At 59.7% G+C, this 22,908-nt stretch carries 18 protein-coding genes and 1 pseudogene; 14 read left to right on the top strand and 5 right to left on the bottom strand.

Annotated features, from left to right (window positions below; all coding sequences use genetic code 11):
• Positions 1-92: 92 nt before the first annotated feature.
• The 4 genes and pseudogenes from ACOYNB_RS02375 to ACOYNB_RS02390 all read right to left on the bottom strand — a co-directional run.
• Positions 93-1,328: pseudogene (locus tag ACOYNB_RS02375) on the bottom strand (DUF1800 domain-containing protein); the annotation flags it as partial.
• Between the two features lie 113 nt (positions 1,329-1,441).
• Positions 1,442-4,264, bottom strand: a complete 2,823-nt coding sequence (gene metH / locus ACOYNB_RS02380; RefSeq protein WP_422837520.1) for a methionine synthase — start codon at positions 4,262-4,264, stop codon at positions 1,442-1,444.
• Between the two features lie 163 nt (positions 4,265-4,427).
• Positions 4,428-4,664: a YdcH family protein gene (locus ACOYNB_RS02385; RefSeq protein WP_374259354.1), complete on the bottom strand. Its 237-nt coding sequence runs from the start codon at positions 4,662-4,664 to the stop codon at positions 4,428-4,430.
• An 89-nt stretch (positions 4,665-4,753) separates the two neighbouring features.
• Positions 4,754-5,851 carry a patatin-like phospholipase family protein gene (locus ACOYNB_RS02390; RefSeq protein ID WP_422837521.1) on the bottom strand — a complete coding sequence of 366 codons (1,098 nt, stop codon included), beginning with the start codon at positions 5,849-5,851 and terminating at the stop codon, positions 4,754-4,756.
• Positions 5,852-6,100: 249 nt separating this feature from the next.
• Between ACOYNB_RS02390 and recA the strand changes: the two genes are divergently transcribed.
• The 14 genes from recA (at position 6,101) to gap (ending at position 21,224) form a co-directional block, all read left to right on the top strand.
• Positions 6,101-7,165, top strand: a complete 1,065-nt coding sequence (gene recA / locus ACOYNB_RS02395; protein ID WP_374259352.1) for a recombinase RecA — start codon at positions 6,101-6,103, stop codon at positions 7,163-7,165.
• Positions 7,152-7,640 carry a recombination regulator RecX gene (gene recX, locus ACOYNB_RS02400; RefSeq protein ID WP_422837522.1) on the top strand — a complete coding sequence of 163 codons (489 nt, stop codon included), beginning with the start codon at positions 7,152-7,154 and terminating at the stop codon, positions 7,638-7,640. The genes recA and recX overlap by 14 nt, the downstream gene beginning before the upstream one ends.
• Before the next feature lie 199 nt (positions 7,641-7,839).
• A complete protein-coding gene (gene sucC, locus ACOYNB_RS02405) occupies positions 7,840-9,000 on the top strand; it encodes an ADP-forming succinate--CoA ligase subunit beta (protein WP_422837523.1) in 1,161 nt (386 codons plus the stop codon).
• A gap of 23 nt (positions 9,001-9,023) precedes the next feature.
• The gene (sucD, locus tag ACOYNB_RS02410; protein WP_422837524.1) at positions 9,024-9,917 is read left to right on the top strand and encodes a succinate--CoA ligase subunit alpha; all 894 of its coding nucleotides are present in this window, start codon (positions 9,024-9,026) and stop codon (positions 9,915-9,917) included.
• 108 nt (positions 9,918-10,025) lie between these two features.
• Positions 10,026-10,727 (top strand): TerC family protein, encoded by a 702-nt coding sequence (locus ACOYNB_RS02415; protein ID WP_422837525.1) that lies wholly within the window; start codon positions 10,026-10,028, stop codon positions 10,725-10,727.
• Positions 10,728-10,736: 9 nt separating this feature from the next.
• On the top strand, positions 10,737-12,254 hold the full coding sequence (locus ACOYNB_RS02420; protein ID WP_422837526.1) for a serine/threonine-protein kinase: 1,518 nt from the start codon (positions 10,737-10,739) through the stop codon (positions 12,252-12,254).
• Positions 12,255-12,321: 67 nt separating this feature from the next.
• A complete protein-coding gene (locus tag ACOYNB_RS02425; protein ID WP_422837527.1) occupies positions 12,322-13,122 on the top strand; it encodes a Stp1/IreP family PP2C-type Ser/Thr phosphatase in 801 nt (266 codons plus the stop codon).
• 34 nt (positions 13,123-13,156) lie between these two features.
• Positions 13,157-13,891 (top strand): FHA domain-containing protein, encoded by a 735-nt coding sequence (locus tag ACOYNB_RS02430; protein WP_422837528.1) that lies wholly within the window; start codon positions 13,157-13,159, stop codon positions 13,889-13,891.
• Positions 13,892-13,895: 4 nt separating this feature from the next.
• The gene (locus ACOYNB_RS02435) at positions 13,896-14,711 is read left to right on the top strand and encodes an MBL fold metallo-hydrolase (RefSeq protein ID WP_422837529.1); all 816 of its coding nucleotides are present in this window, start codon (positions 13,896-13,898) and stop codon (positions 14,709-14,711) included.
• 235 nt (positions 14,712-14,946) lie between these two features.
• The gene (locus ACOYNB_RS02440; protein WP_422837530.1) at positions 14,947-15,471 is read left to right on the top strand and encodes a pilin; all 525 of its coding nucleotides are present in this window, start codon (positions 14,947-14,949) and stop codon (positions 15,469-15,471) included.
• 168 nt (positions 15,472-15,639) lie between these two features.
• Positions 15,640-17,337: a phosphoethanolamine transferase gene (locus ACOYNB_RS02445; RefSeq protein ID WP_422837531.1), complete on the top strand. Its 1,698-nt coding sequence runs from the start codon at positions 15,640-15,642 to the stop codon at positions 17,335-17,337.
• 131 nt (positions 17,338-17,468) lie between these two features.
• On the top strand, positions 17,469-18,077 hold the full coding sequence (locus ACOYNB_RS02450; RefSeq protein WP_422837532.1) for a hypothetical protein: 609 nt from the start codon (positions 17,469-17,471) through the stop codon (positions 18,075-18,077).
• 57 nt (positions 18,078-18,134) lie between these two features.
• Entirely contained in the window at positions 18,135-20,180 is a 2,046-nt protein-coding gene (tkt, locus tag ACOYNB_RS02455; protein WP_422837533.1) for a transketolase, read from the top strand.
• Between the two features lie 42 nt (positions 20,181-20,222).
• On the top strand, positions 20,223-21,224 hold the full coding sequence (gene gap, locus ACOYNB_RS02460) for a type I glyceraldehyde-3-phosphate dehydrogenase (protein WP_422837534.1): 1,002 nt from the start codon (positions 20,223-20,225) through the stop codon (positions 21,222-21,224).
• 46 nt (positions 21,225-21,270) lie between these two features.
• On the opposite strand, the gene ACOYNB_RS02465 is transcribed toward gap, so the two are convergent.
• Positions 21,271-22,842 carry a methyl-accepting chemotaxis protein gene (locus ACOYNB_RS02465; protein ID WP_422837535.1) on the bottom strand — a complete coding sequence of 524 codons (1,572 nt, stop codon included), beginning with the start codon at positions 22,840-22,842 and terminating at the stop codon, positions 21,271-21,273.
• Positions 22,843-22,908: the final 66 nt, after the last annotated feature.

A 22,908-nucleotide genomic window follows, 5' to 3' on the forward strand; every position in this document is an offset into this window, starting at 1 on the left:
GAAGCGGGGCCTGCCCCAGTTGGTTGCCCGGATCGCTCGTGTCGTCGCTTTGATAGAACGGCAAGGTGGCCGTGGCGGCTGGTATGGGGAATCGCGCGCATCAAGCTGGTGAGGCGCAACACCGGCTCTTTCAGCTTGCCGTAGGTTTGCAGCGCCGAGGTGGCGGGATGTCGCGCTTCGTCGTGGAGCAAGATGGCCTTGACCACCTTGCGAAGGTTGCCATTGCTGTTGCGGAAGGCTCGTGCAATGTCGGCGACATAGGCGTCGCTGGGGTTGCTGGTGACCAGCCGCTGGATCAGCTGTTTGCTGATGAACGGTGCGGTGTTGGGGTGGCTTGCCAACCGATCCAGCGCGGCCTTCAAACTGGCTTGAGGGTCAGTCGTGTCTTGTGCGGGGATGGTGACACTCAGGAACTGTTTCTCCGACGTCGAGTGTGCCTGGGGGTAGGCGCTCATGGACGTGACATCCTGGCTGGCATCCTTGCATTCCGAGGTGCGCCAGAAGCATTTCCACCAGACCAATGCAGACTTGGTGGAGGGCCAGTACCAACTGAAGCCCGTGAAGACCTTTGCCAAACCTTTGATGTCTGTTGCCGTGTAAGTTTCAATGGCCCGCCCGTCTTGCAACTTTGGGCGACCGTTGTCCCCCAACTCGTACAAACCAATCGAGAACAGCTGCATGACCTCCCGGGCGAAGTTTTCATCAGGGACTCGGCCCGTACCATCTTCCTTGCGATTGGCCAGATGCGACAGATACTGCCCCATGGCTGGGTGCATGGCGACCGACTCCAGCAGATCGCGGTAATTGGCATCCGCTTTCGCGGTCAGCATGTCAAGGTAGCTCGCAACACGGCGGCCATCATCAATCGACAGCGTCGAAATCACAAAAATCTCGGAGAGTGCGAAGGCCACGCGCTGTCGCAACTGAGCTGGGTCTCTGACCGCATGCGTCCACCAGCTGTAGCCCACATCACCGGCCGTAGCTTGTGCTCGCCCCACGGTTGCTGCGGCCGATTCGGCCATGGCAAGGTGTGAACTCTGTAGCGCGGTGTTGAACTGTTCGTCGATCCAGTTGTCGTAGCCTATGCGCTTGACCCGAGCTACATCGGCGTCGGTCGGGCCAAAGGTGGCTTGGCTCAGAAAGCGATACGCTTCGGCATCAGATCCAGGCACCATGGCAGCCGACATCGTCAGCTTGCTGTCAGGATCGGAGGAAGCGTTGCTTGCGCCCCCGCCACAGGCTGAAAGGACCAGGCTGGCGCACACCCCTGCCAGCCAAGGCCAAAGGCGTATCCGGGAGGGGTGAAGATGGCTGGGTGTGCGAGACATGGCGGGAGGGTGCCATGTTCATGCCAGAAAGGCTGCTTACAAGGCGTGTGCCTTGTAAGCGCCGGCAACAGGAGGGGTGATGATCCGACGCCTGTGCGACTTATTTCACTGCTTTACAGCTGGGGGGCCAGCGCCCGCTCGGCATCGGTCACGGTCATGCCCGTGCGCGTGGCCCAGTCCGCCACTTGATCGTGCCCGATCTTGCCGACATTGAAGTACGCCGCATCCGGGTGCGCCATGTAGAAACCGCTCACACTGGCGGCCGGGGTCATGGCCATGCTCTCGGTGAGGTGCATGTGGATCTCGGCCGCGTCCAGCACCTTGAACATGTCGCGCTTGACCGTGTGGTCCGGGCAGGCAGGGTAGCCCGGGGCAGGGCGAATGCCTCGGTAGGCTTCCTTGATCAACGCGTCGTTGCTCAACTGTTCGGCGGCGGCGTAGCCCCAGAAGTCTGTGCGGACACGCTGATGCATGCGCTCGGCAAAGGCCTCGGCCAGGCGGTCGGCCAGGGCTTTGAGCATGATGGCCGAGTAGTCGTCCTGGGCAGCCAGGAACTCGGCTTCCTTCTTCTCGATGTTCAGGCCGGCAGTCACGGCGAACAGGCCGATGTAGTCCGGCTTGGCTTCACGCGGCGCGACGAAGTCGGCCAGCGAGCGGTTGGGGCGCTTCACGCCGTCCACCACCGGGCGCTCGGTCTGCATGCGCAGGGGGTTCCAGCGCATCAGTACCTCGGTGCGCGACTCGTCGGCATACACCTCGATGGTGTCGTCCTGCACGGTTTGCGCGGGGTACAGCCCGATCACGCCATTGGCGGTCAGCCAGCGGCCTTCCACAATCTTCTTGAGCATGGCCTGCGCATCGGCGTAGACCTTCTTGGCTTCGGCACCCACCACCGCATCGTCCAGGATGGCGGGGAAGGGGCCGGCCAGATCCCATGTCTGGAAGAAGGGGCTCCAGTCAATGTACTGGGCCAATTCGCCCAGGTCGTAGTTCTTGAACACGCGACGACCAATGAACTTGGGCACCTCGGGGGTGTAGGTCGCGAAGTCCACCTCGGCCTTGTTGGCACGGGCCTCGGCCAGCGTCACCAGCGGGGTGGCCTTCTTGTTGGCATGCAGTTGGCGAACGTGCTCGTAATCGGCGTTCAGTTCGGCAATGTAGGTCGCCTGGCGCTCGGGGCTCAGCAACTCCGAGCACACACCCACGGCACGCGAGGCGTCCGGCACATAGACCACGGGGCCGCTGTAGTGGGGGGCGATCTTCACGGCCGTGTGCACGCGCGAGCAGGTCGCCCCGCCAATCAGCAGCGGGATCTTGCGCGAGCGGAAGTACTCGTCGCGCTCCATCTCGGCCGCCACATACTGCATTTCTTCCAGCGAGGGCGTGATCAGGCCGGACAGGCCGATGATGTCCGCCCCCACTTCCTTGGCCTTGTCGAGGATGTCCTTGCACGGGACCATCACGCCCATGTTGACCACCTCGAAGTTGTTGCACTGCAAGACCACGGTCACGATGTTCTTGCCAATGTCGTGCACGTCGCCCTTCACCGTGGCGATCACGATCTTGCCCTTGGCCTTCACATCGCCACCGGCCGCTTCCAGTTGGCGTTTTTCTTCTTCGATGTAAGGCACCAGGTGGGCCACGGCCTGCTTCATCACCCGGGCCGACTTCACCACCTGCGGCAGGAACATCTTGCCCGCACCGAAAAGGTCACCCACCGTGTTCATGCCGGCCATCAACGGGCCTTCGATCACATGCAGGGGGCGGCCGCCGCCAGCCTTGATCTTCTGATAGCACTCTTCGGTGTCGGTGGTGATGAACTCGGTGATGCCGTGCACCAGTGCGTGGCTCAGGCGATCTTCCACGCTGACGGGGTGCTCGGCCGTGCCACGCCAGGCCAGCTTGGCCGAGTCGTCCTTGGCTGCACCCTTGACTTGCTCGGCAATGCCCAGCAGACGTTCTGTCGGCGTCAGCGACGTGTCGTCTCCGTCCTTGTAGACGGGCTGACGGTTCAGGACCACGTCCTCGACCAGTTCGCGCAAGTGCGCATCCAGATCGTCGTACACGCCGACCATGCCGGCATTGACGATGCCCATGTCCATGCCCGCCTGAATGGCGTGGTAAAGGAACACGGTGTGGATGGCTTCGCGCACGGGTTCGTTGCCGCGGAAGCTGAACGATACGTTCGAGACGCCGCCCGATACTTTGGCACCCGGCAGGTTCTGTTTGATCCAGCGCGTGGCCTCGATGAAGTCCACGGCGTAGTTGTCGTGCTCTTCAATGCCCGTGGCGATGGCGAAGATGTTGGGGTCGAAGATGATGTCTTCGGGCGCGAAGCCCACCTCGTCCACCAGGATGCGGTAGGCGCGTTCGCAGATGTCGATCTTGCGCTGATAGGTATCGGCCTGACCAGCTTCGTCAAACGCCATCACCACGGCGGCTGCACCATAGCGCTTGATCAGCTTGGCTTGATGGACAAAGTTGTCCACGCCTTCTTTCAGCGAGATCGAGTTGACGATGCCCTTGCCCTGAATGCACTTCAAACCGGCTTCGATCACGTCCCATTTGGACGAGTCGATCATGATGGGCACGCGGGCGATCTCGGGCTCGCCCGCGATCAGGTTCAGGAAGCGCACCATGGCGGCCTTGCTGTCGAGCATGGCCTCGTCCATGTTGATGTCGATGACCTGAGCGCCGTTTTCCACTTGCTGGCGCGCCACTGACAGAGCGTCTTCAAAACGCCCTTCCAGAATCATGCGCGCAAAGGCTTTCGAGCCCGTGACGTTGGTGCGCTCACCGACGTTGACGAACAGCGTGCCATCGCCAATGCTCACCGGCTCCAGGCCGGACAGGCGCATGGGCGGGACAGCAGCGGTGGGTGCAGTGGCGGATGCGCCGGACGCAGCGGCGGCAGAGGGGCGGGCAGACTCGGTCATAACCCACCATTTTAAGAGGGTACGTCGCTGATGTGCGACCAATATGATCCAAGCCAAAAACAAGAAAGGGCGCGACGCTTGTGGCGTCGTGCCCCGAGGCGCTGTCAGACCCGCCCGGTCAGGCGGCTACAGCGAGTGCCTTAACTTGTCCTGTCGGCCGAAATCAGGCCTTCAGCATGCCGTACAGCTCATCCTTGAGCACCACGCGCAGCTTTTTCTTCTGTTCCAGTTCGGCGTCAGAGCCGTGTTCCACCCCGGTTTCCAGGCGCACAACGGCTTTGTCCACTTCTTCGTATTCGCGATGCAGGCGAGCGAAATGGGTGTTGCCGGTCTTCAGTTCATGGATCTTGTCCTTGAACTCAGGAAAGTCACGTGCCAGAGGGTGGTTGTCCAAATCCATAGGGTCTCCTGTTGAATGAAGGTGGCGAACCAATCAATTTCGCCATGTCTCTATCTTGCGCCAGCGCGCGAGGCAGGTCTTGCCGCAGATCAAGGCTTGCGGGGAAGGTGTTGGCCCCCGTGGTGCAGAAATACCGAATTGATGTCAAAGGAGCTGGTGACACCAATCTTGTCACGATGTGCTGTTAACCAGGTGTCTGCGGCCGTTCTGCCCAGTGCATGAAGTTGCTGCAGCAAAGACCAATCCGTGTTGAATTTGCTGGACGCGTTGAAGGGGGTCAGCCCCTCGTCGTCCGCCACCATGTGCATGTGCAGGCGCTTGTACTTGCCCAGGTCCAGGCGCTGCTCCTGATAGAACTGGTTGACCGAAGCGATGGCGCGCAACTCGCCCACCAGGCTGGCGTTGAATGCAATTTCACTGAGCCGGTCGATGATGTCAATGGTGTGGGTGGGGGTGTCCACCTTGTGCAGAGGGGTCAGGCGCACCAGCAGGATGTCTGACAGCTCGGTTTGATAAATCAGTGGATGCAGAGAGGGGTTGCCGGTGTAGCCGCCGTCCCAGTAGGGCTCGCCATCAATCTCGATGGCCTGGAACAGAAACGGGAGGCAGGCGGATGCCATGAGGGCATCCAGCGACAGCTCCTGCGCCGTGAAAACGCGGGGCTGACCGGAATGCACGGCTGTGGCGGTGACAAACAACGGAATCCCGCTGCGGGCGCAGCCCTCATGCAGTGCCTCCGTGTCCACGTGGCGCTTGAGCACACCCTGCAGAGGATTGAGGTTCAGGGGGTTGAATTCATACGGGCTGAATGCGCGCATGAAAACATTCATCCATTGATAGGCGGGCAATTGATCAAAATTGAACGCCGTGCTCAAGGTGCCGTTGGCCTGCAGGCTCAGCGGCGAAAACAGTGGGCCATGCTGGCTGACGTCCCGCCAGAAATCGTGCAACGCCGTGCGGGCCTGAGCGCGTGCAGCTTGGGGGGAGCCCTGCTTCAAGCCCTGGATGTAGCCGGTGAGCATGACCGCACCGTTGAGCGCGCCAGAACTGGTGCCCGAAATGCCGGCCAGATCCACCCCATCGTCTTCCAGCAGTCGGTCGAGCACGCCCCAAGTGAAGGCGCCGTGTGAGCCGCCGCCTTGCAAGGCCAGATTCACGCGAGGGCGCGTGCCAGCTGCATCGCTCATCCGTCGCCGTCGGGCGGGGCGTTGAGTGTGACGCATATCGGGGGCGACGGGCTTGCGCTGCCGGCTACGAGGCCGGTCGTCTGACGAAGGTGGGGCCATGTGCACAGTCTAATGAGTTTTGTTGCGATGCAGCAGCGCGTCATGAATCCCTCGTCAGAGGGGCAAATAATTTCAGAAAAGCACTGTACAAACATCCAGCTTTTGCCATAATGGCGACCAACAACACACGTTAGCCAACGGAGAATTTGAATGGACGCTGCTGCCAAATCCGCCCTCAGTGCAGAAAAAGCCAAAGCCTTGCAGGCCGCTCTGGCCCAGATCGAGAAGCAGTTCGGCAAGGGCTCCATCATGCGTTTGGGTGAGGGGGAAGTGGTCGAAGACATTCAGGTGGTGTCGACCGGCTCTCTGGGTCTGGACATCGCGCTGGGCGTAGGTGGTCTGCCGCGTGGTCGTGTGGTCGAAATTTACGGCCCTGAGTCGTCCGGTAAAACCACGCTGACCCTGCAAGTCATCGCCGAAATGCAGAAGCAAGCCGGTGTGTGCGCCTTCATTGATGCCGAGCACGCGCTGGATGTTCAGTACGCGCAGAAACTCGGCGTGAATCTGCAGGACCTGTTGATCTCGCAGCCTGACACGGGCGAACAAGCCCTGGAAATCGTGGATGCGCTGGTGCGCTCCGGTTCGGTGGATCTGATCGTGGTGGACTCGGTGGCCGCCTTGACCCCCAAGGCCGAACTCGAAGGCGAAATGGGCGACGCCCTGCCTGGCCTGCAAGCCCGTCTGATGAGTCAGGCGCTGCGCAAGCTGACGGCCACCATCAAGAAGACCAACTGCATGGTCATCTTCATCAACCAGATCCGCATGAAGATCGGTGTGATGTTCGGCAGTCCCGAAACCACTACCGGCGGAAATGCGTTGAAGTTCTACTCGTCCGTGCGCCTGGACATCCGTCGCATCGGCTCGATCAAAAAGGGCGACGACATCATCGGCAGCGAAACCAAGGTCAAGGTTGTCAAGAACAAGGTGTCGCCCCCCTTCAAGACGGCCGAGTTCGACATCCTCTACGGTGAAGGCATCAGCCGCGAAGGCGAAATCATCGACTTGGGTGTGACCGCCAAGATCGTGGACAAGGCGGGGGCCTGGTACGCCTACGGCGGCGAGAAAATCGGGCAAGGCAAGGACAATGCCCGAGAATTCCTGCGCGAGAACCCCGACTTGGCACGTGAGATCGAAAACAAGATCCGCGACTCGCTGGGCATCGCACTGTTGCCGCCCGTCGCGGCCGTGGACACCGTCGAAGATGACGAAGTCTGACGCTTCGGCGTCCAAGCGCCCGGCCTTGTCACTCAAGGGGCGGGCGCTTAAATATCTTGCAGCGCGGGAGCATTCCCGGCTCGAGTTGACCCGCAAGCTGGCGCCTCATGCCGAGTCGCCGGAGCAGGTCGATCAGGTGCTCAACGAACTGGAAAGCAAGGGCTGGCTCTCAGCGCAGCGTTTTGCCGAATCCTTGCTGCACCGCAAGTCCGCACGGTACGGGGCCGCCCGCATTCAGTCCGAGTTGGCGCAGCACCAGTTGCCGGCTGATGTCGCCCGCGAAGCAGTGCAAGCCCTGCGTGACACAGAATTTGATCGGGCCCACGCGCTGTGGCTGCGTCGCTATGGTGAGCCCCCCACATCCCAAGAAGACCGTGCACGGCAGATGCGCTTTCTGGCGTCCCGCGGCTTTTCCGGTGAGGTGGTTCGACGGGTGGTCCGCGGCGATGGCCTGACGTTGTCAGAAGACGACTGACAGCGATTGCTGTCTTAATCCACGGCAAACGCGGTTTACCCTCAGGAAACTACCCCTCTATCCTGGGGGGCTGCGATGCTATGCTGATTGCTGCACTGCATCCAACATCATGGATGTCATGCCCCCGCTCGGGTCTGATCGGCCTTGGCGGGTTTGTCATCTTCGACATAGAACGCAACACCTGACTGCGAGATCCCAGATGAAGATTCATGAATACCAAGGCAAAGAGATCCTGAGCCGATTTGGCGTGCCGGTCCCAAGAGGTATCCCGGCCTTCTCCGTTGACGAAGCTGTGGCTGCCGCCGAAAAACTCGGTGGTCCAGTCTGGGTCGTCAAAGCACAGATCCACGCAGGTGGCCGCGGCAAGGGCGGTGGCGTGAAAGTGGCCAAGTCCCTGGAGGACGTGAAGGCCCGCGCCAGCGACATCCTGGGCATGCAACTGATCACGCACCAGACTGGCCCAGAAGGTCAGAAAGTGCGTCGCCTCTATATTGAAGAAGGCGCTGACATCCAGAAGGAATACTACCTGTCTGTCGTGACCGACCGTGGCACACAGAAGGTGGCGTTCATCGCCTCCAGCGAAGGCGGCATGGACATCGAAGAAGTCGCTCACAGCACGCCAGAGAAGATCGTCAAAATCTTCGTCGATCCGCTGGTTGGTCTGACTCAGGCTCAGGGCGAAGAACTGGCCAAGGGTGTGGCCATGCCTGCTGACTCGGTCGCGCAATTCATCGACGTCTGCCAAAAGCTCTACCAGTGCTACATGGAGACCGATGCCTCGTTGGTCGAAATCAACCCCCTGAATCGCGACGGCAAGGGCAACATCATCGCCCTGGACGCCAAGTTCAACTTCGATGCCAACGCGTTGTTCCGCCATCCCGAAATCGTGGCCCTGCGCGATCTGGATGAAGAAGATCCTGCTGAAATCGAAGCCTCCAAGTTCGACCTGGCCTACATCCAACTCGATGGCAACATCGGTTGCCTGGTGAATGGCGCCGGTCTGGCCATGTCGACCATGGACACCATCAAGCTGTTCGGTGGCGAGCCGGCCAACTTCCTGGACGTGGGCGGTGGCGCCACGGCCGAGAAGGTCACCGAAGCGTTCAAGATCATGCTGAAGAACCCTGATGTCAAGGGCATCCTGGTGAACATCTTCGGCGGCATCATGAAGTGCGACACCATCGCTGATGGCGTCATCACCGCCTGCAAGGCAGTGAACCTGAGTGTGCCGCTGGTGGTCCGTATGAAGGGCACCAACGAAGACCTGGGCAAGAAGATGCTGGCCGACTCCGGCCTGCCCATCATCTCCGCCGACACCATGGCCGAAGCCGCGACCAAGATCGTCGCCGCCGTTGCCTGAGCCCCGAACACAAGGACTTCGTCATGAGCATTTTCATCAATAAAGACACCAAGGTCATCACCCAGGGCATCACGGGCAAGACCGGTCAGTTCCACACTCTCGGCTGTCAGGCTTATGCCAACGGCAAGAACGCTTTCGTGGCGGGCGTGAACCCCAAGAAAGCCGGCGAGAAGTTCTCCGACATTCCCATCTACGCTTCGGTCAAGGAAGCAGCGCAGGACACCGGTGCCAGCGTGTCGGTGATCTATGTGCCGCCCGCCGGCGCAGCGGATGCCATTTGGGAAGCCGTCGAGGCAGACCTGGATCTGGTCATCGCCATCACCGAAGGCATCCCTGTGCGTGACATGCTGATGGTGCGCAACAAGATGAGGGCCAAGGAAGCCGCTGGTGGCAAGAAGACCTTGCTGCTGGGCCCCAACTGCCCCGGTCTGATCACGCCTGAAGAGATCAAGATTGGCATCATGCCGGGTCACATCCACCGCAAGGGCCGCATCGGTGTGGTGTCCCGCTCGGGCACACTGACCTACGAAGCGGTCGCGCAGTTGACTGAACTGGGTCTGGGGCAGTCCAGTGCGGTGGGCATTGGTGGTGACCCCATCAACGGTCTGAAGCACATCGACGTGATGAAGGCCTTCAACGACGATCCCGATACCGACGCCGTCATCATGATTGGTGAAATTGGTGGTCCGGACGAGGCCGAAGCCGCGCAATGGTGCAAAGCCAACATGAAGAAGCCGATCGTTGGCTTCATCGCTGGCGTGACGGCGCCCCCCGGCAAGCGCATGGGCCACGCCGGTGCCCTGATTTCCGGTGGTGCCGATACGGCCGATGCCAAGTTGGCCATCATGGAAGAGTGCGGCTTCAAGGTGACTCGCAATCCTTCTGAAATGGGCAAGCTGCTCAAGAGCCTGATCTAAGAGCACCTTTTCACAAATCGTGACAGATGCCCGCTAAATGCGGGCATCTGCTTGATTTGTTGTCACTTTTCAGCCCCTACACTCAGGGGCTGATTTATTTTGCGCAACATGGAAGCTTTATTGACCCCCGAGTTCTGGCTGGCTGTCGGCCAGATTGTGATGATTGACATCCTCTTGGGTGGGGATAACGCCGTGGTGATCGCCTTGGCTTGCCGCAATCTGTCGCCAGAATTGCGTCGCAAAGGCATTGTGTGGGGGACGTTGGGCGCCATTTTGTTGCGCGTGGTCCTGATCTTCTTTGCCATGTCCTTGCTGGCACTGCCCTATCTGAAGCTGGTGGGCGCGGCGTTGTTGCTTTGGATCGGTGTCAAGCTCTTGGCGCCTGACGAGGATGAGCACGGCAACCTCCAAGCCAGCGACAAATTGCTGGGCGCCATCAAGACCATCATCGTGGCCGATTTCATCATGAGCGTGGACAACGTCATTGGCATTGCCGGCGCTGCTCAAAGCTCCGGGCAACAAGGCCATCAGATGCCCCTCGTGATTTTGGGCTTGCTGGTCAGCATCCCCATCATCGTTTGGGGTAGCAGTGTGGTCCTGAAGTTGATGGATCGGTTTCCGCTCATCATCACAGCTGGCGGCATGTTGCTCGGGTGGATTGCCGGCACATTGGCGGTGTCAGACCCTGCTTTGGCGCACTACCTGCCCGAAACAGCGGTGATTCGTTACAGCGCGGGCGCACTGGGTGCCATGTTGGTGTGGGCAGTGGGTACGGCGCTGTCGCGCTCGGCACCGGTGCAAGAGGCCTGAGGCGATCGCATGAGCTTCTTGACGTTTCTGATCATCATGTTTGTCCTGCTGCTGGTGTTGAGCGGCATGGCCTGGTGGTTGCTGCGTCATGAGAAGCCCCGGGTAGTCCGGCCAACCGCTCGCAAAAATACATTGGTGAGTGCGGTGCAGGATTTTGTGGATACGGCACCTGCAGAGGTGCGGCCCAAGCGGACCGATACGGACTATGGCCCGGAGACGGTGTTGTCCTACATGGATGCACAGGAGTACACCCAGCCCCCATCTGAATTGCCGTCCGAGTTGTCTTCTTTCTTTCCTGAGGACGATGAGCCGTCTCGCCCTGCGGAATCGGTCCCTCCAGCGCATGATGCGGCAACCGATGCAGACCACGCGCGCATCAGGATGGCCTTGCAAGCGTTGACTTCCGGGCAGGTGGAGAAGGCGTGGGATTTGCTGAAGGGCTTCGTGCCGGGTGCGGCCAACAGAGAGGTGGTGCTGGAAGTCATGGACCGCTTGGGCGTGGCCTTCGAAAAAGTCTCTCGGTATGACGCTGCGCGGGATGTGTATGAGCACATGGCGGACATTGATGCGCAGTGGAATCAGGTCAAGCTCCGGTTGCTGCGGGCGCGTAACCTGGCGCAATCGGCCGCGGTGAACACGTGGGGAACCTTGCCTCCCAGACCCATGCCCGAGGTGCGACAGCGCCAGTTAGGAAAGTACATCATTGAGGGGCAGATCGGCAAAGGGGCGATGGGGGCCGTCTACCTTGGGTATGACCCGACGACGGATCGCAAAGTGGCGCTCAAGACGATGGCGCTGACGCAAGAGTTCACAGGGCCGGACTTGGCTGATGCCCGTGCCAGATTTCTGCGGGAAGCAGAAATGTCCGGACGTTTGCAGCACCCAGATATCGTCAGCATCATCGATGCTGGCGAGAGCGATGGGTTGGCGTACATCGCCATGGAGTTGGTCGAGGGCACGGACATGACCCAGTTCACCTTGCCTGACCGACTGTTGCCGCTCCCCACGCTGCTGTCCATCATGGCGCGTGTGGCGGAAGCGTTGGCTTATGCGCATGCCCGCGGCGTCACCCATCGTGACATCAAGCCCGCCAACATCATGGTGGATCTGAAGCGTGACTGCGTCAAAGTGATGGACTTCGGTGTGGCGCGTGTCGCCGACGCGACCCGAACGCGAACCGGAGTGGTACTTGGCACGCCAACCTTCATGTCGCCCGAGCAGTTGTCTGGCCAGAACATCGATGGGCGAAGTGATCTCTATTCGCTCGGGGTCACGATGTTTCAGTTGCTGACGGGGCAGTTGCCCTATCGCAACGATTCGATGGCCATTTTGATGCGCGCCATTGCGCGGGACCCCGTTCCGAACGTGTGCGATTTGCGGCCGGATTTGCCGGCGGCTTTGGGTGATATCGTGGCACTGGCGCTGGAGAAACATCCCAATATTCGCTACGGCAGCGGCCTGCAGATGGCAGAAGACTTGCGAGCGGTTGCGGCAGGGCTTCAGGGCATCGACATCCAATTGGGGTGATCTTTCCCCCTCACTTCGGGCGACTACCCTGATCCCCAAGACCTCAAATCCCGGCGACAATAAATAAATGGACTTCGAGTTCTATAGTCAAACCGATACAGGGCGGATACGGACCAATAACGAGGACTCCGTTGCCCTGGATGAGCGCTGTGCTGTCGCTGTGTTAGCCGACGGCATGGGTGGCTATGCGGCCGGTGAAGTGGCCAGCGGCATGGCGTGCGATTTCATCAAGTCCGAATTGGGGCGTTGGTTGATGGAGGCTGGCACCTCTGCCAGCGATGGCGATGTGCGGCGTGCCATGGACATTTGCGTCGATAACGCCAACGCGGCCATTTTCGGCGCAGCCAATTCAAATCCAACTTATGCGGGCATGGGGACCACATTGGTTCTGGCCGTGTTTCGCCCTGGCCGATTGATCATGGGTCACATTGGTGATTCACGCGGCTATCGCTGGCGTGGCGGCCTGTTGCAGCAAATCACAAAAGACCATTCGTTACTGCAAGAACAAATTGATGCTGGCATCCTGACACCAGAGCAGGCGCAATTCGCTGCAAACAAGAATCTGGTGACAAGGGCATTGGGTGTGGAAGACACCGTCCTGCTGGAAACGCACCAGCACGATGTCCAGTCCGGGGATGTTTATCTGATGTGTTCGGACGGTTTGTCGGACATGTTGACAGATCCGCAAATTGCCCACGTGCTGAGTCAGCACACTGACTTGGCGGCCATGGGGGCAGCGTTGGTGGCTGCTGCAAATGAGTCCGGGGGCAGGGATAACATTGCTGTGGTGCTGGCCCGCGCTCAGGGCGCGAGCGAGTCGGTTTCAAAGTCCTGGTGGCCGTTCAAGCGACTGGGCGGCATGAACTGAGCGTCATTGAAGATCAATACCCGAGAGGTTTCGCATGGGAAAACTGGTTGTTTCGCTCGACGGCGTCGTCATCAAGGAGGTCCAGATCACCAAGGACAAGACCTCGCTGGGACGTCGTCCTTACAACGACATCGTGATCGACAACCTCGCGGTCAGTGGTGAGCATGCCGTTATGCAAATGGTGGGCAGTGACGTCTTCATTGAGGACCTCAACAGCACCAATGGCACATACATCAACGGCAAGGCCGTCAAAAAGCAGCTTCTTCAGCACAACGATACGGTTGAGATTGGCAAGTACAAGATCAAGTACATGGTTGAAGAGGGGACGGACTACGAAAAGACCATGATCATGCGGCCGGGTATGCCCATGCCCGGTGCGTCACCGATGTCCTCTGGTGTCGCAGGCGCTGTAGCCTCGCCACTGAGCGCGTCGACGCACGCCGGTTTTGGGAACACCCAGACGGGTGGCTTGGGGGCCAGCAGTGGCTTCGGCGGTTTGGCCAGTCAACCCCCGGCCTCCATCAAGGTGCTCAACGGTGCGGCTGCCGGACGTGAGGTTGCACTGACCAAGGTGGTGACCACGGTCGGCAAGCCCGGCGTGCAGGTTGCGTCGATCACCAAGCGTCCAGGCGGCTATGTCTTTGCGCATGTGGAAGGTGGAGCCCGTCCCACGGTGAACAGTGCGCCTGTTGGCAATGATCCTGTGCATCTGCGCAACGGCGACGTGATCGAGTTGGCGGGGACGCAGATGCAATTCATGCAAGGTTGATTGCATGATTCGCGTGCTGGGCTGCTCCGGCTCGATTGCCGCTCGCTGCCACACCACGGCGTTCCTTCTGGATGATGACATCCTGATCGATGCGGGGAGTGGTGCGGGGGAGTTGCGGCTGGATGAGTTGGCACGCATTGACCACATTCTGCTCAGTCACAGTCACTTGGATCATGTGCTGAGCATTCCGCTTCTGGCCGACACGGTCATGAAGCTGCGCATGGGCGTCGCGGGGCCAAGCTCTTTGCGCCCCATCCATGTCCATGCCCTGCCCGAAACCTTGGACGCGCTGCGAAAGCATGTGTTCAATGGTGTCATCTGGCCTGATTTCACACGCTTGCCGACCGCAGACCATCCCATTCTGGTTTTTCATGAGTTTGCGGTTGGGGATGTGTTGACGTTCCCGGCCCGGGGCGGCTTGCCTGCTCGGCGCGTCAGTGTCTTGCCGGCAGCGCATACGGTTCCTGCTGTGGGGTTTGGTGTGGATACGCCGCAAGGATTGTGGGTGTTCACGGGGGACACCGGCCCCAATCCGGCCTTGTGGCAGGCCTTGCACGGGCAGCAGATTGCTCAGTTGGTGATCGAGACAGCGTTTGGCAATGACGAGGCTTGGCTGGCTGACATCAGTGGGCATCTTGCGCCTCAGTCCCTGGCTCGAGAGTTGGCGCAACTGGATGGGGAAGTGTGCGTGTACATCACCCACCCCAAACCCGGCGAAGTGCCGGCGGTGCTGTCTCAAATCCGAGCGCTGGACAGTCAGCACATGATTGAGCCGCTGCGAGAAGGGCAGCGGTTTCATGCGCCGGCCAAAGAAGATTGAGTGACATGAAGTGTCATCCACCCTCCGGGGTGACAAATTTTGTCGTTACATGCTTAACAAGGTTGACGGAAATTGTGTCACACGCCTCTCGGATGCGTGGAAAGGTGTGCAACTCGTCACATACTTCCACGGTCATCAAGCTGGCACGGCACCTGCCTTATAAGAATCATGATCCGCTAAGGTAGTGGGTTGTCAACAAGCTAATTTGTTCGGGCGTAGCCCTAAGGAGTTGACCATGCAAGTGATGAAGCAAGTGCAAAAGGGTTTCACCCTGATCGAACTGATGATCGTGGTGGCCATCATCGGTATTCTGGCTGCCGTGGCGCTGCCCGCTTATCAGGACTACACCGTTCGCGCTCAGGTGTCTGAGTCGCTGAATCTGGCCAGCGGCCTGAAGACTGCTGTCAGCGAATATTTCTCGCAAACTGGCGCGTTCCCCAAGGACAACGTGCAAGCGATTTGCGGTTCGGCTTCGACTTGTACCGGTTCTGCTGCGACCGACAACAAGGGTAACTATGTGACCCAAATCGCCGTGACCACTGGTGGCGGTCTGGACGTGACTTTCGGCAACAAGGCCAACAAGGACATCTCCGGGAAGATTCTGAGCCTGCGTCCTGGCATCGACACCGCCAAGAACATCACTTGGATTTGCGGTAAGGCTGCTACCCCCTCTGGCGTGACCGTCGGTGATGGTACCAATGTTGCAACGGACGGCACAAACGTTGAGCTGAAGTATCTGCCTACTTCTTGCAAGATCTAATTCAATTCTCTGAATTGATGAAGGGGCACCTCCGGGTGCCCTTTTTAATTTTTGTCGTTGAATTTGAGTGAGGTCGCTTTGAATCACAGGCAAATAGGATGGGCGTGGGCGAGTGTCGCGCTGTTTGCTTTCGTGCTATGTGCCCCTAATCTTGTTGACGTCTTTCCGATGACGCCCACAGGGCGCGTCGACCGCATCGAAACCATGGTCTTGGGGGCGGTGTTTTGGCTGTTGTGGTTCGCGATCTGGCCCAAACTTTGGCATGCGCTGTTGGGGGCTTCGGTCCTGTTTTTGCCCTGGTGGCCCATAGATCTCTACCTTCGGACACAGGTTGGTACACCATTTGGCCGGATGTTTGCGGGCATCGTCATGGAGACGCACGAGGCCGAATTGATGGATTTCCTCAGCAGCTATGCGCATTTGGTTGTTGCGGCTGTGCTGTTTTGCTCTCTGTTGGCTGGCTTGTGTGTGCCAGTCGTTCGGCGGGCAGGGATTGCCTGGCGGCATCGGTCACGCTGGTGGCTTCTGATGTTGCTGCCGGCGTGTTTGTTGCTGCTTCAGTTTTCGTTTGCCAGGCAGGAGGCGGGCTTTGATATCAAACCTCCCCCTGACGTTTTCCGCGTGGAGCCGCTGGACTACATGGGTTCCAAGTTGTCGGTGGTTTATCCGCTCGATATGCCTTTTGCGATGTACCGTTACTGGCAAGATCGACGCAAGGTGGCTGAATTGCGTGAGCAGATGCGCAACTTCGCATTTGGGGCGGTGAAAGATCCTGTGGTCGGTGCGCAGGTCTTGGTGTTTGTGATTGGCGAGTCGTCACGAACGGATCGTTGGCAACTGGGAGGCTACGCAAGGGCGACAAATCCCTTGCTCTCTGTGGAGCCCAATCTGTTCTTCTTCACCGATGTCGTGACGCGCAGCATTGCGACGCGTACGGCAGTGCCGGGCATGGTGTCACGCGAGCCGATCATTGGGGCCGATGGGGTCACCAATCCAAAAGTCGAACCTGGTTTTCTGCGGGCTTTGCAGGAGGCGGGATATGACACCTATTGGCTGTCCAATCAGGGCAGCAGTGGTTACTTCGAGACGTCAACGGTGTTTTATGCGCGAGACGCACAGCATGTTCAGTTCTTCAACCCAGGCGACTATCAGGTCGAGGGGCGCCATGATGAGGCGATGTTGCAACCGCTGCGGACCATCGTCAGGGATGGCCTGAAGGGCGCATCGGCACGTATTGCCATCGTCTTGCACACGATGGGGAGCCATTTCAATTATGCGCACCGATATCCTGATCGCTTTGATCTCTACCAGCCCTCATTGAGAACGCCAGGGCATGGCTTCGAGTTAGGCGTTGTCAAGAAAGCCGAAACCAATAACGCCTACGACAACTCCGTGCTCTATACAGACTTCGTTTTGTCACAGGTGATTGGCATTTTGAAAGATTCCAAGGTGCCTGCAGCGATGGCTTACATGTCGGATCATGGTGAAGACCTCTATGAGCCGGGGTGCTTGTCACCGGGCTTGATTCGCTTAGGCGAAACCTCCTATCGTGTGCCAACTTTGGTGTGGCTGAGTGATCAGTTGTTGGCTCAGCAGCCTGACTGGCGTCAGCAGATGCATGCCAACAAAGCGGTGCCTATGGTGGCAGATGTGATGTTCGGTACGGTGTTGGATTTGGCGGGAGTCAGGGTCCATGAGAACGGGCATATCCAGCGTAGCCTGATGCGCCCGGTCGAGCCTTATCCCGAGGGGCGCAGGGTGGTGGCACCAGATAATTCATGGACGGACTTTGACAAAGCGGCTGCCAGAAGTCGGTGCCAAATCACCGCGCCAGATGGCCACGTGCAGGCACGAGGTGTTCAGTGAAGACGAGATTGAAGTTGGCGGCGCTTTACGGTGCGGTGTCTGGCTGTTTGTTGATTGGATTGATGCAGTGGGCGCTTGCGCACAGGGCGTCAGCGAGTTGGCAGGGGCTGCAGATGGGTGAGGCGCCAGCGATGTTGGCGGTTGCAGTGGCCGCTGTATTGGGGACGGGCATTGCGCTCTGGCTGTTCAACTCGGGCAAGTCGCTTGCCGAACGAGTGGCGGATGTGGCGCTGATCATTCTTGCTCAAGTGATTGTCTTGTTGGCTGGGGTAGTGGTGGCGTTGCAATCGTCACCAACGGTCCTGGTTTGGATGGCCGATCACTTTGAAGTGGTTTCGCCCATGGAGATTCGTCGAGATGGCCTCGCACTGGCGGTATCTGAGCAAGTTCAGATGGCTTGGCGAGGCGTCCGGTTGCAAAGCTTGGTCCTACCTTCGGACGCCCAAGCCCGCCAGTCCTTGCTCATGGCCGAGTTGGGCGGGCAAAGCTTGGCGGTGCGCCAGGAGTTGTGGCGCGACCATCAAGCCGGTGACACCGTTGCCAGCATTCGTGCTTTGCCAACAAGCGGGGGCAGCCAAGGCATGGCCGGGCGTGATGCCCTCTTGGCTACGTCAGTCTGTGCTGCTATGGATGTAGGCTGGCTGCCGCTCAAGTCTCCACATGGCTTTCATACGGCGTTGGTCAGCCGAAAAGATGGGCGTATCTGTGACGTCCTTGACCTCGATCTTTGGGATAAGTAGCCGCTGGGGTTGGCTCGCAGGTAAAATCCGCGTTTTCCTGTAGCCATGCTTCCCACCATGCCCAACTCCACCAAGAACATCACCGCCATGGCCAACGCCATCCGTGCGCTGGCCATGGATGCCGTCCAGCAAGCCAATTCCGGTCACCCCGGCGCCCCGATGGGCATGGCCGACATGGCGGTCGCTCTGTGGGGACGTCACCTGCGCCATCATCCCGCGCAACCGCAATGGGCGGACCGTGACCGCTTCGTGCTGTCCAACGGTCACGCCTCGATGCTGATCTACGCGCTGTTGCACCTGTCTGGCTACGATCTGTCCATCGACGATCTGAAGGCCTTCCGTCAGATGCACAGCAAGACGCCAGGTCACCCCGAAGTGGGCATCACCCCCGGCGTTGAGACCACCACCGGCCCCCTGGGTCAAGGCATCACCAATGCCGTGGGCATGGCCTTGGCCGAGAAGATGATGGCCGCGGAGTTCAACCGCGAAGGCCACAGCATCGTCAACCACCACACCTACGCCTTCCTGGGCGATGGTTGCCTGATGGAAGGCATCAGCCACGAAGCGTGCGCCCTGGCTGGCGCCTGGAAGCTCAACAAGCTGATCGCGCTGTACGACGACAACGGCATCTCGATTGACGGTCAGGTTGCCCCCTGGTTTGTCGATGACACGCCCAAGCGTTTTGAGGCCTACGGCTGGAACGTCATCGGCCCTGTCGATGGGCATGACGTGGACGCGGTCGATGGCGCCATCGAAAAGGCCAAGCTGAGCGCTGACAAGCCCACACTGATCGTTTGCAAGACGGCCATTGGTCATGGCTCGCCCAACCGCGCCAACACGGCCAAGGCTCACGGTGAACCGCTGGGTGGCGACGAGATCAAGCTGACCCGCGAAAACCTGGGCTGGGCCCACGAACCTTTCGTGATCCCTGCCGAAGTCTACGAAGACTGGAATGCCAAGGCCGATGGCGAGATGCTGGTCAATGACTGGAACCAGCGCTTTGCTGCCTACGAAAAGGCCTTCCCCGAGCTGGCGTCCGAGTTCACGCGCCGCATGGCTGGCGAACTGCCCGCCAACTTCGCCGAAATCGCCGTGCAGGCTGTGGCCGCTGCCCACGACAAGGCGGAAACCGTGGCCTCCCGCAAGGCCAGCCAGCTCGCACTGGAATTCTTCACCGCTGGCGTGCCCGAGATGCTGGGCGGCTCCGCTGACCTGACCGGCTCCAACCTGACCAACACCAAGAGCACGCCGGCTTTCCGCGTGGATGGTGAAGGCAAGGTCGTGACCACCGATGGCAAGCCTGGCCGCCACATCAACTACGGTGTGCGCGAGTTCGGTATGGCCGCCATCATGAACGGCGTCGCCCTGCACGGCGGCTACATTCCTTACGCAGGCACCTTCCTGACCTTCTCGGACTACAGCCGCAACGCCATCCGCATGGCTGCGCTGATGAAGACCCGCGTGGTGCACGTGTTCACCCACGACTCCATCGGTCTGGGCGAAGACGGCCCAACCCACCAGTCCATCGAGCACGCCGCCAGCCTGCGTCTGATCCCTGGTTTGGATGTCTGGCGTCCTGCTGACACCACCGAAACCGCTGTGGCCTGGTCCATGGCGCTGGCCAACAAGCATCGCCCCAGCGCGCTGCTGTTGTCGCGTCAGAACCTGCCTTACGCTCCCAAGGCCGATGCCGATGTGATCACCCAAGGCGCTTACGTGCTGGCCGAGCCTTCGGAAGTGGGTCTGAAGAAGAAGCCCGTGGCCGTCATCATCGCCACCGGTTCGGAAGTCCAACTGGCGCTGCACGCCCAGCAACAACTGGCCGAGTTGAAGATCCCTGTGCGCGTGGTGTCGATGCCTTCGACCACCGTGTTCGACCGCCAGTCCGTTGAGTACAAGAAGTCCGTGCTGCCGGCCAAGCTGCCGCGCATCGCTGTGGAAGCCGGTGTCACCGACTTCTGGTGGAAGTATGGCGTGGATGCCGTCGTGGGCATCGATTCCTACGGTGAATCGGCACCTGCTGGCGTGCTGTTCAAGCACTTCGGCTTCACCACGGACAACGTGGTGGCCACGGTCCGCAAGGTCCTGTCCAAGAAGAAGTAAGCAAGCGGTTTTCTAGATTTCATTTCGCAAGGTAAGCAAATCATGACCATCAAGATTGGTATCAACGGTTTCGGTCGTATCGGCCGCATGGTGTTCCGCGCTGCTGTGCAGAACTTCGCCAACGACATCGAAGTTGTGGGCATCAACGACCTGCTGGAACCCGACTACCTGGCCTACATGCTGAAGTACGACAGCGTGCACGGCCGCTTCAAGGGTGAAGTCTCTGTGGACGGCAACACCCTGGTTGTCAACGGCAAGAAGATCCGTCTGACCGCTGTCAAGAACCCCGCTGAACTGAAGTGGGACGAAGTCGGCGCCGACGTCGTGATCGAATCGACCGGCCTGTTCCTGACCAAGGAAACCGCTGAAGCCCACATCAAGGCTGGCGCCAAGAAGGTCATCATGTCGGCACCCTCCAAGGACGACACCCCGATGTTCGTGTACGGCGTGAACCACGGCACCTACGCCGGTCAAGCCATCATCTCGAACGCTTCGTGCACCACCAACTGTCTGGCCCCTGTGGCCAAGGTGCTGAACGACACCTTCGGCATCAAGCGCGGCCTGATGACCACCGTCCACGCTGCCACCGCTACGCAGAAGACCGTTGACGGTCCTTCGAACAAAGACTGGCGCGGCGGCCGCGGCATTCTGGAAAACATCATTCCTTCCAGCACTGGCGCTGCCAAGGCCGTGGGCGTGGTGATTCCCGAGCTGAACAAGAAGCTGACCGGCATGTCCTTCCGCGTGCCTACCTCTGACGTGTCGGTGGTGGACCTGACCGTTGAGCTGAACAAGGATGCTTCGTACGAAGACATCTGCGATGCCATGAAGGCCGCCTCTGAAGGCGCCATGAAGGGCGTGCTGGGCTACACCGAAGACAAGGTGGTGGCCACGGACTTCCGTGGCGAAAGCTGCACCTCGGTGTTCGATGCCGAAGCCGGTATCGCCCTGGACAAGACCTTCGTGAAGGTGGTGGCCTGGTACGACAACGAGTGGGGCTACTCGAACAAGTGCCTGGAAATGGCGCGCGTCATCGCCAAGTAATCAGCGCTTGCGTTGATCAGCAAAGGGGCCCTGCGGGGCCCCTTTGTCATTCCTCGTGGTGCGCACCCAATTGGAAGGTGGACACCACCTCAACCAAGCCTTCGGCCTGACCGCGCAAGCTGGCCGCCGCCGCCGCCATTTCTTCCACCATGGCGGCGTTCTGTTGGGTGTTGTGGTCCATCTGGGTCACGGCTTCACCAACCTGTGTGACGCCCCGGCTTTGTTCGCCGCTGGCCGTGCTGATTTCACCAATGACCTGTGTGACGCGGTGAATGGCGTCGACCACTTCGCTCATGGTGTGACCGGCTTGGTCCACCAATGTGGAGCCTTGCTCCACGCGATCAACGCTGGTGCCAATCAGACGCTTGATCTCTTTGGCGGCCTCGGCACTGCGGCTGGCCAGCAGTCTGACTTCGCCTGCCACCACGGCAAAGCCACGCCCTTGCTCACCGGCTCTTGCCGCTTCGACCGCGGCGTTCAGTGCCAGGATATTGGTCTGGAACGCAATGCCGTCAATGGTGCCGATGATGTCTGCGATCTTGCGGCTGGCATCCGTGATGCTGTGCATGGTGTTGACCACCTGCATCATGACGTCGCCACCTTTGCTGGCCACTTGCGTGGCGTCCTGAGCCAGATCGTTCGCCAGTCGGGCGTTATCGGCGTTCAGGCGTACCGTGGACCCCAGCTCTTCCATGGATGCTGCGGTTTGTTCCAGTGCGCTGGCTTGCGACTCGGTCCGGGCGGACAGGTCCTGATTGCCTTGTGCGATTTCCGCGCTGGCGGTGGCAACTCCTTCTGCGCGTCCCCTGACTTCCCGAACGATGAGTGACATGCTGTCTCGCATGGCCTTGATCCCGTGCAACACGCTGTCGTCGTCACCGGGCTTGAGCTCAATCGGGACAGAGAGATCGCCTTGTGCCAGTCTGTGCGTGATGGCATTGGCTTTGGCAGGCTCGCATCCGAGTCTGCGTATGATGCTGCGGACGACCCCTGCACCCAATGCAGAAAGCGTCAGCACGAGCAGCAGGCCAATGCCCCCGATCCACTTGGCCACACGCCAAACTTCGGTCATGACTGTGTCGACGTAGACGCCCGAGCCAATGACCCATCCCCAAGGAGCGAAGCCTTTGACGAATGAGATTTTGTCGACGGGTGCATCGCTGCCTGGCTTGGGCCATTGGTAGGGCACAAAGCCTTGCCCATTGGCCTCCACGACCTGAATCATGGCCACAAACAATTGCTTGCCGTTGGGGTCCTTGATCTGGCTGATGTCACGCCCGTTCAGTTCTGGCTTGATGGGGTGCATGAGCATGTGCAACTTCATGTCATTGACCCAAAAGTATTCGTTGCCGCTGTAGCGCAGAGTCTGGAGCGCCGCCAGGGCATCAGCTTGAGCCTGCTCAGTCGAAACCAGGCCTTTTTGAGCCCGCGCATGGTGATGGCTGACCAGCGCGTGCGCCACCTCTACCGTCTGCCGGACGGACAGGCTACGTTCGTCCATCAATGTCTTCTTTTCAGCAACCAGTATCCAGACAGCAAAGGCGCTGATGCCCAAAACGGCCGCGGCAATGAGCAAGGTCAATTGCCGAGCGACGGACTGCGTGATCCACTTTTTCATGCTCGCCTCCAGTTGAGTGAGCGCATCAGTGCGCAGGCTCAATGGTGAATTCGGCGAATTGTCTGA

The sequence above is a fragment of the Aquabacterium sp. genome (assembly GCF_049317225.1).
GTDB lineage: Bacteria > Pseudomonadota > Gammaproteobacteria > Burkholderiales > Burkholderiaceae_C > Aquabacterium.

Excerpts from the sequence above, each read along its gene's own strand:
- metH (WP_422837520.1), bottom strand. The coding sequence starts at position 4,264 with ATGACCGAGTCTGCCCGCCCCTCTGCCGCCGCTGCGTCCGGCGCATCC.
- ACOYNB_RS02385 (WP_374259354.1), bottom strand. The coding sequence starts at position 4,664 with ATGGATTTGGACAACCACCCTCTGGCACGTGACTTTCCTGAGTTCAAG.
- ACOYNB_RS02390 (WP_422837521.1), bottom strand. The coding sequence starts at position 5,851 with ATGAGCGATGCAGCTGGCACGCGCCCTCGCGTGAATCTGGCCTTGCAA.
- recA (WP_374259352.1), top strand. The coding sequence starts at position 6,101 with ATGGACGCTGCTGCCAAATCCGCCCTCAGTGCAGAAAAAGCCAAAGCC.
- recX (WP_422837522.1), top strand. The coding sequence starts at position 7,152 with ATGACGAAGTCTGACGCTTCGGCGTCCAAGCGCCCGGCCTTGTCACTC.
- sucC (WP_422837523.1), top strand. The coding sequence starts at position 7,840 with ATGAAGATTCATGAATACCAAGGCAAAGAGATCCTGAGCCGATTTGGC.
- sucD (WP_422837524.1), top strand. The coding sequence starts at position 9,024 with ATGAGCATTTTCATCAATAAAGACACCAAGGTCATCACCCAGGGCATC.
- ACOYNB_RS02415 (WP_422837525.1), top strand. The coding sequence starts at position 10,026 with ATGGAAGCTTTATTGACCCCCGAGTTCTGGCTGGCTGTCGGCCAGATT.
- ACOYNB_RS02420 (WP_422837526.1), top strand. The coding sequence starts at position 10,737 with ATGAGCTTCTTGACGTTTCTGATCATCATGTTTGTCCTGCTGCTGGTG.
- ACOYNB_RS02425 (WP_422837527.1), top strand. The coding sequence starts at position 12,322 with ATGGACTTCGAGTTCTATAGTCAAACCGATACAGGGCGGATACGGACC.
- ACOYNB_RS02430 (WP_422837528.1), top strand. The coding sequence starts at position 13,157 with ATGGGAAAACTGGTTGTTTCGCTCGACGGCGTCGTCATCAAGGAGGTC.
- ACOYNB_RS02435 (WP_422837529.1), top strand. The coding sequence starts at position 13,896 with ATGATTCGCGTGCTGGGCTGCTCCGGCTCGATTGCCGCTCGCTGCCAC.
- ACOYNB_RS02440 (WP_422837530.1), top strand. The coding sequence starts at position 14,947 with ATGCAAGTGATGAAGCAAGTGCAAAAGGGTTTCACCCTGATCGAACTG.
- ACOYNB_RS02445 (WP_422837531.1), top strand. The coding sequence starts at position 15,640 with ATGACGCCCACAGGGCGCGTCGACCGCATCGAAACCATGGTCTTGGGG.
- ACOYNB_RS02450 (WP_422837532.1), top strand. The coding sequence starts at position 17,469 with ATGTTGGCGGTTGCAGTGGCCGCTGTATTGGGGACGGGCATTGCGCTC.
- tkt (WP_422837533.1), top strand. The coding sequence starts at position 18,135 with ATGCCCAACTCCACCAAGAACATCACCGCCATGGCCAACGCCATCCGT.
- gap (WP_422837534.1), top strand. The coding sequence starts at position 20,223 with ATGACCATCAAGATTGGTATCAACGGTTTCGGTCGTATCGGCCGCATG.
- ACOYNB_RS02465 (WP_422837535.1), bottom strand. The coding sequence starts at position 22,842 with ATGAAAAAGTGGATCACGCAGTCCGTCGCTCGGCAATTGACCTTGCTC.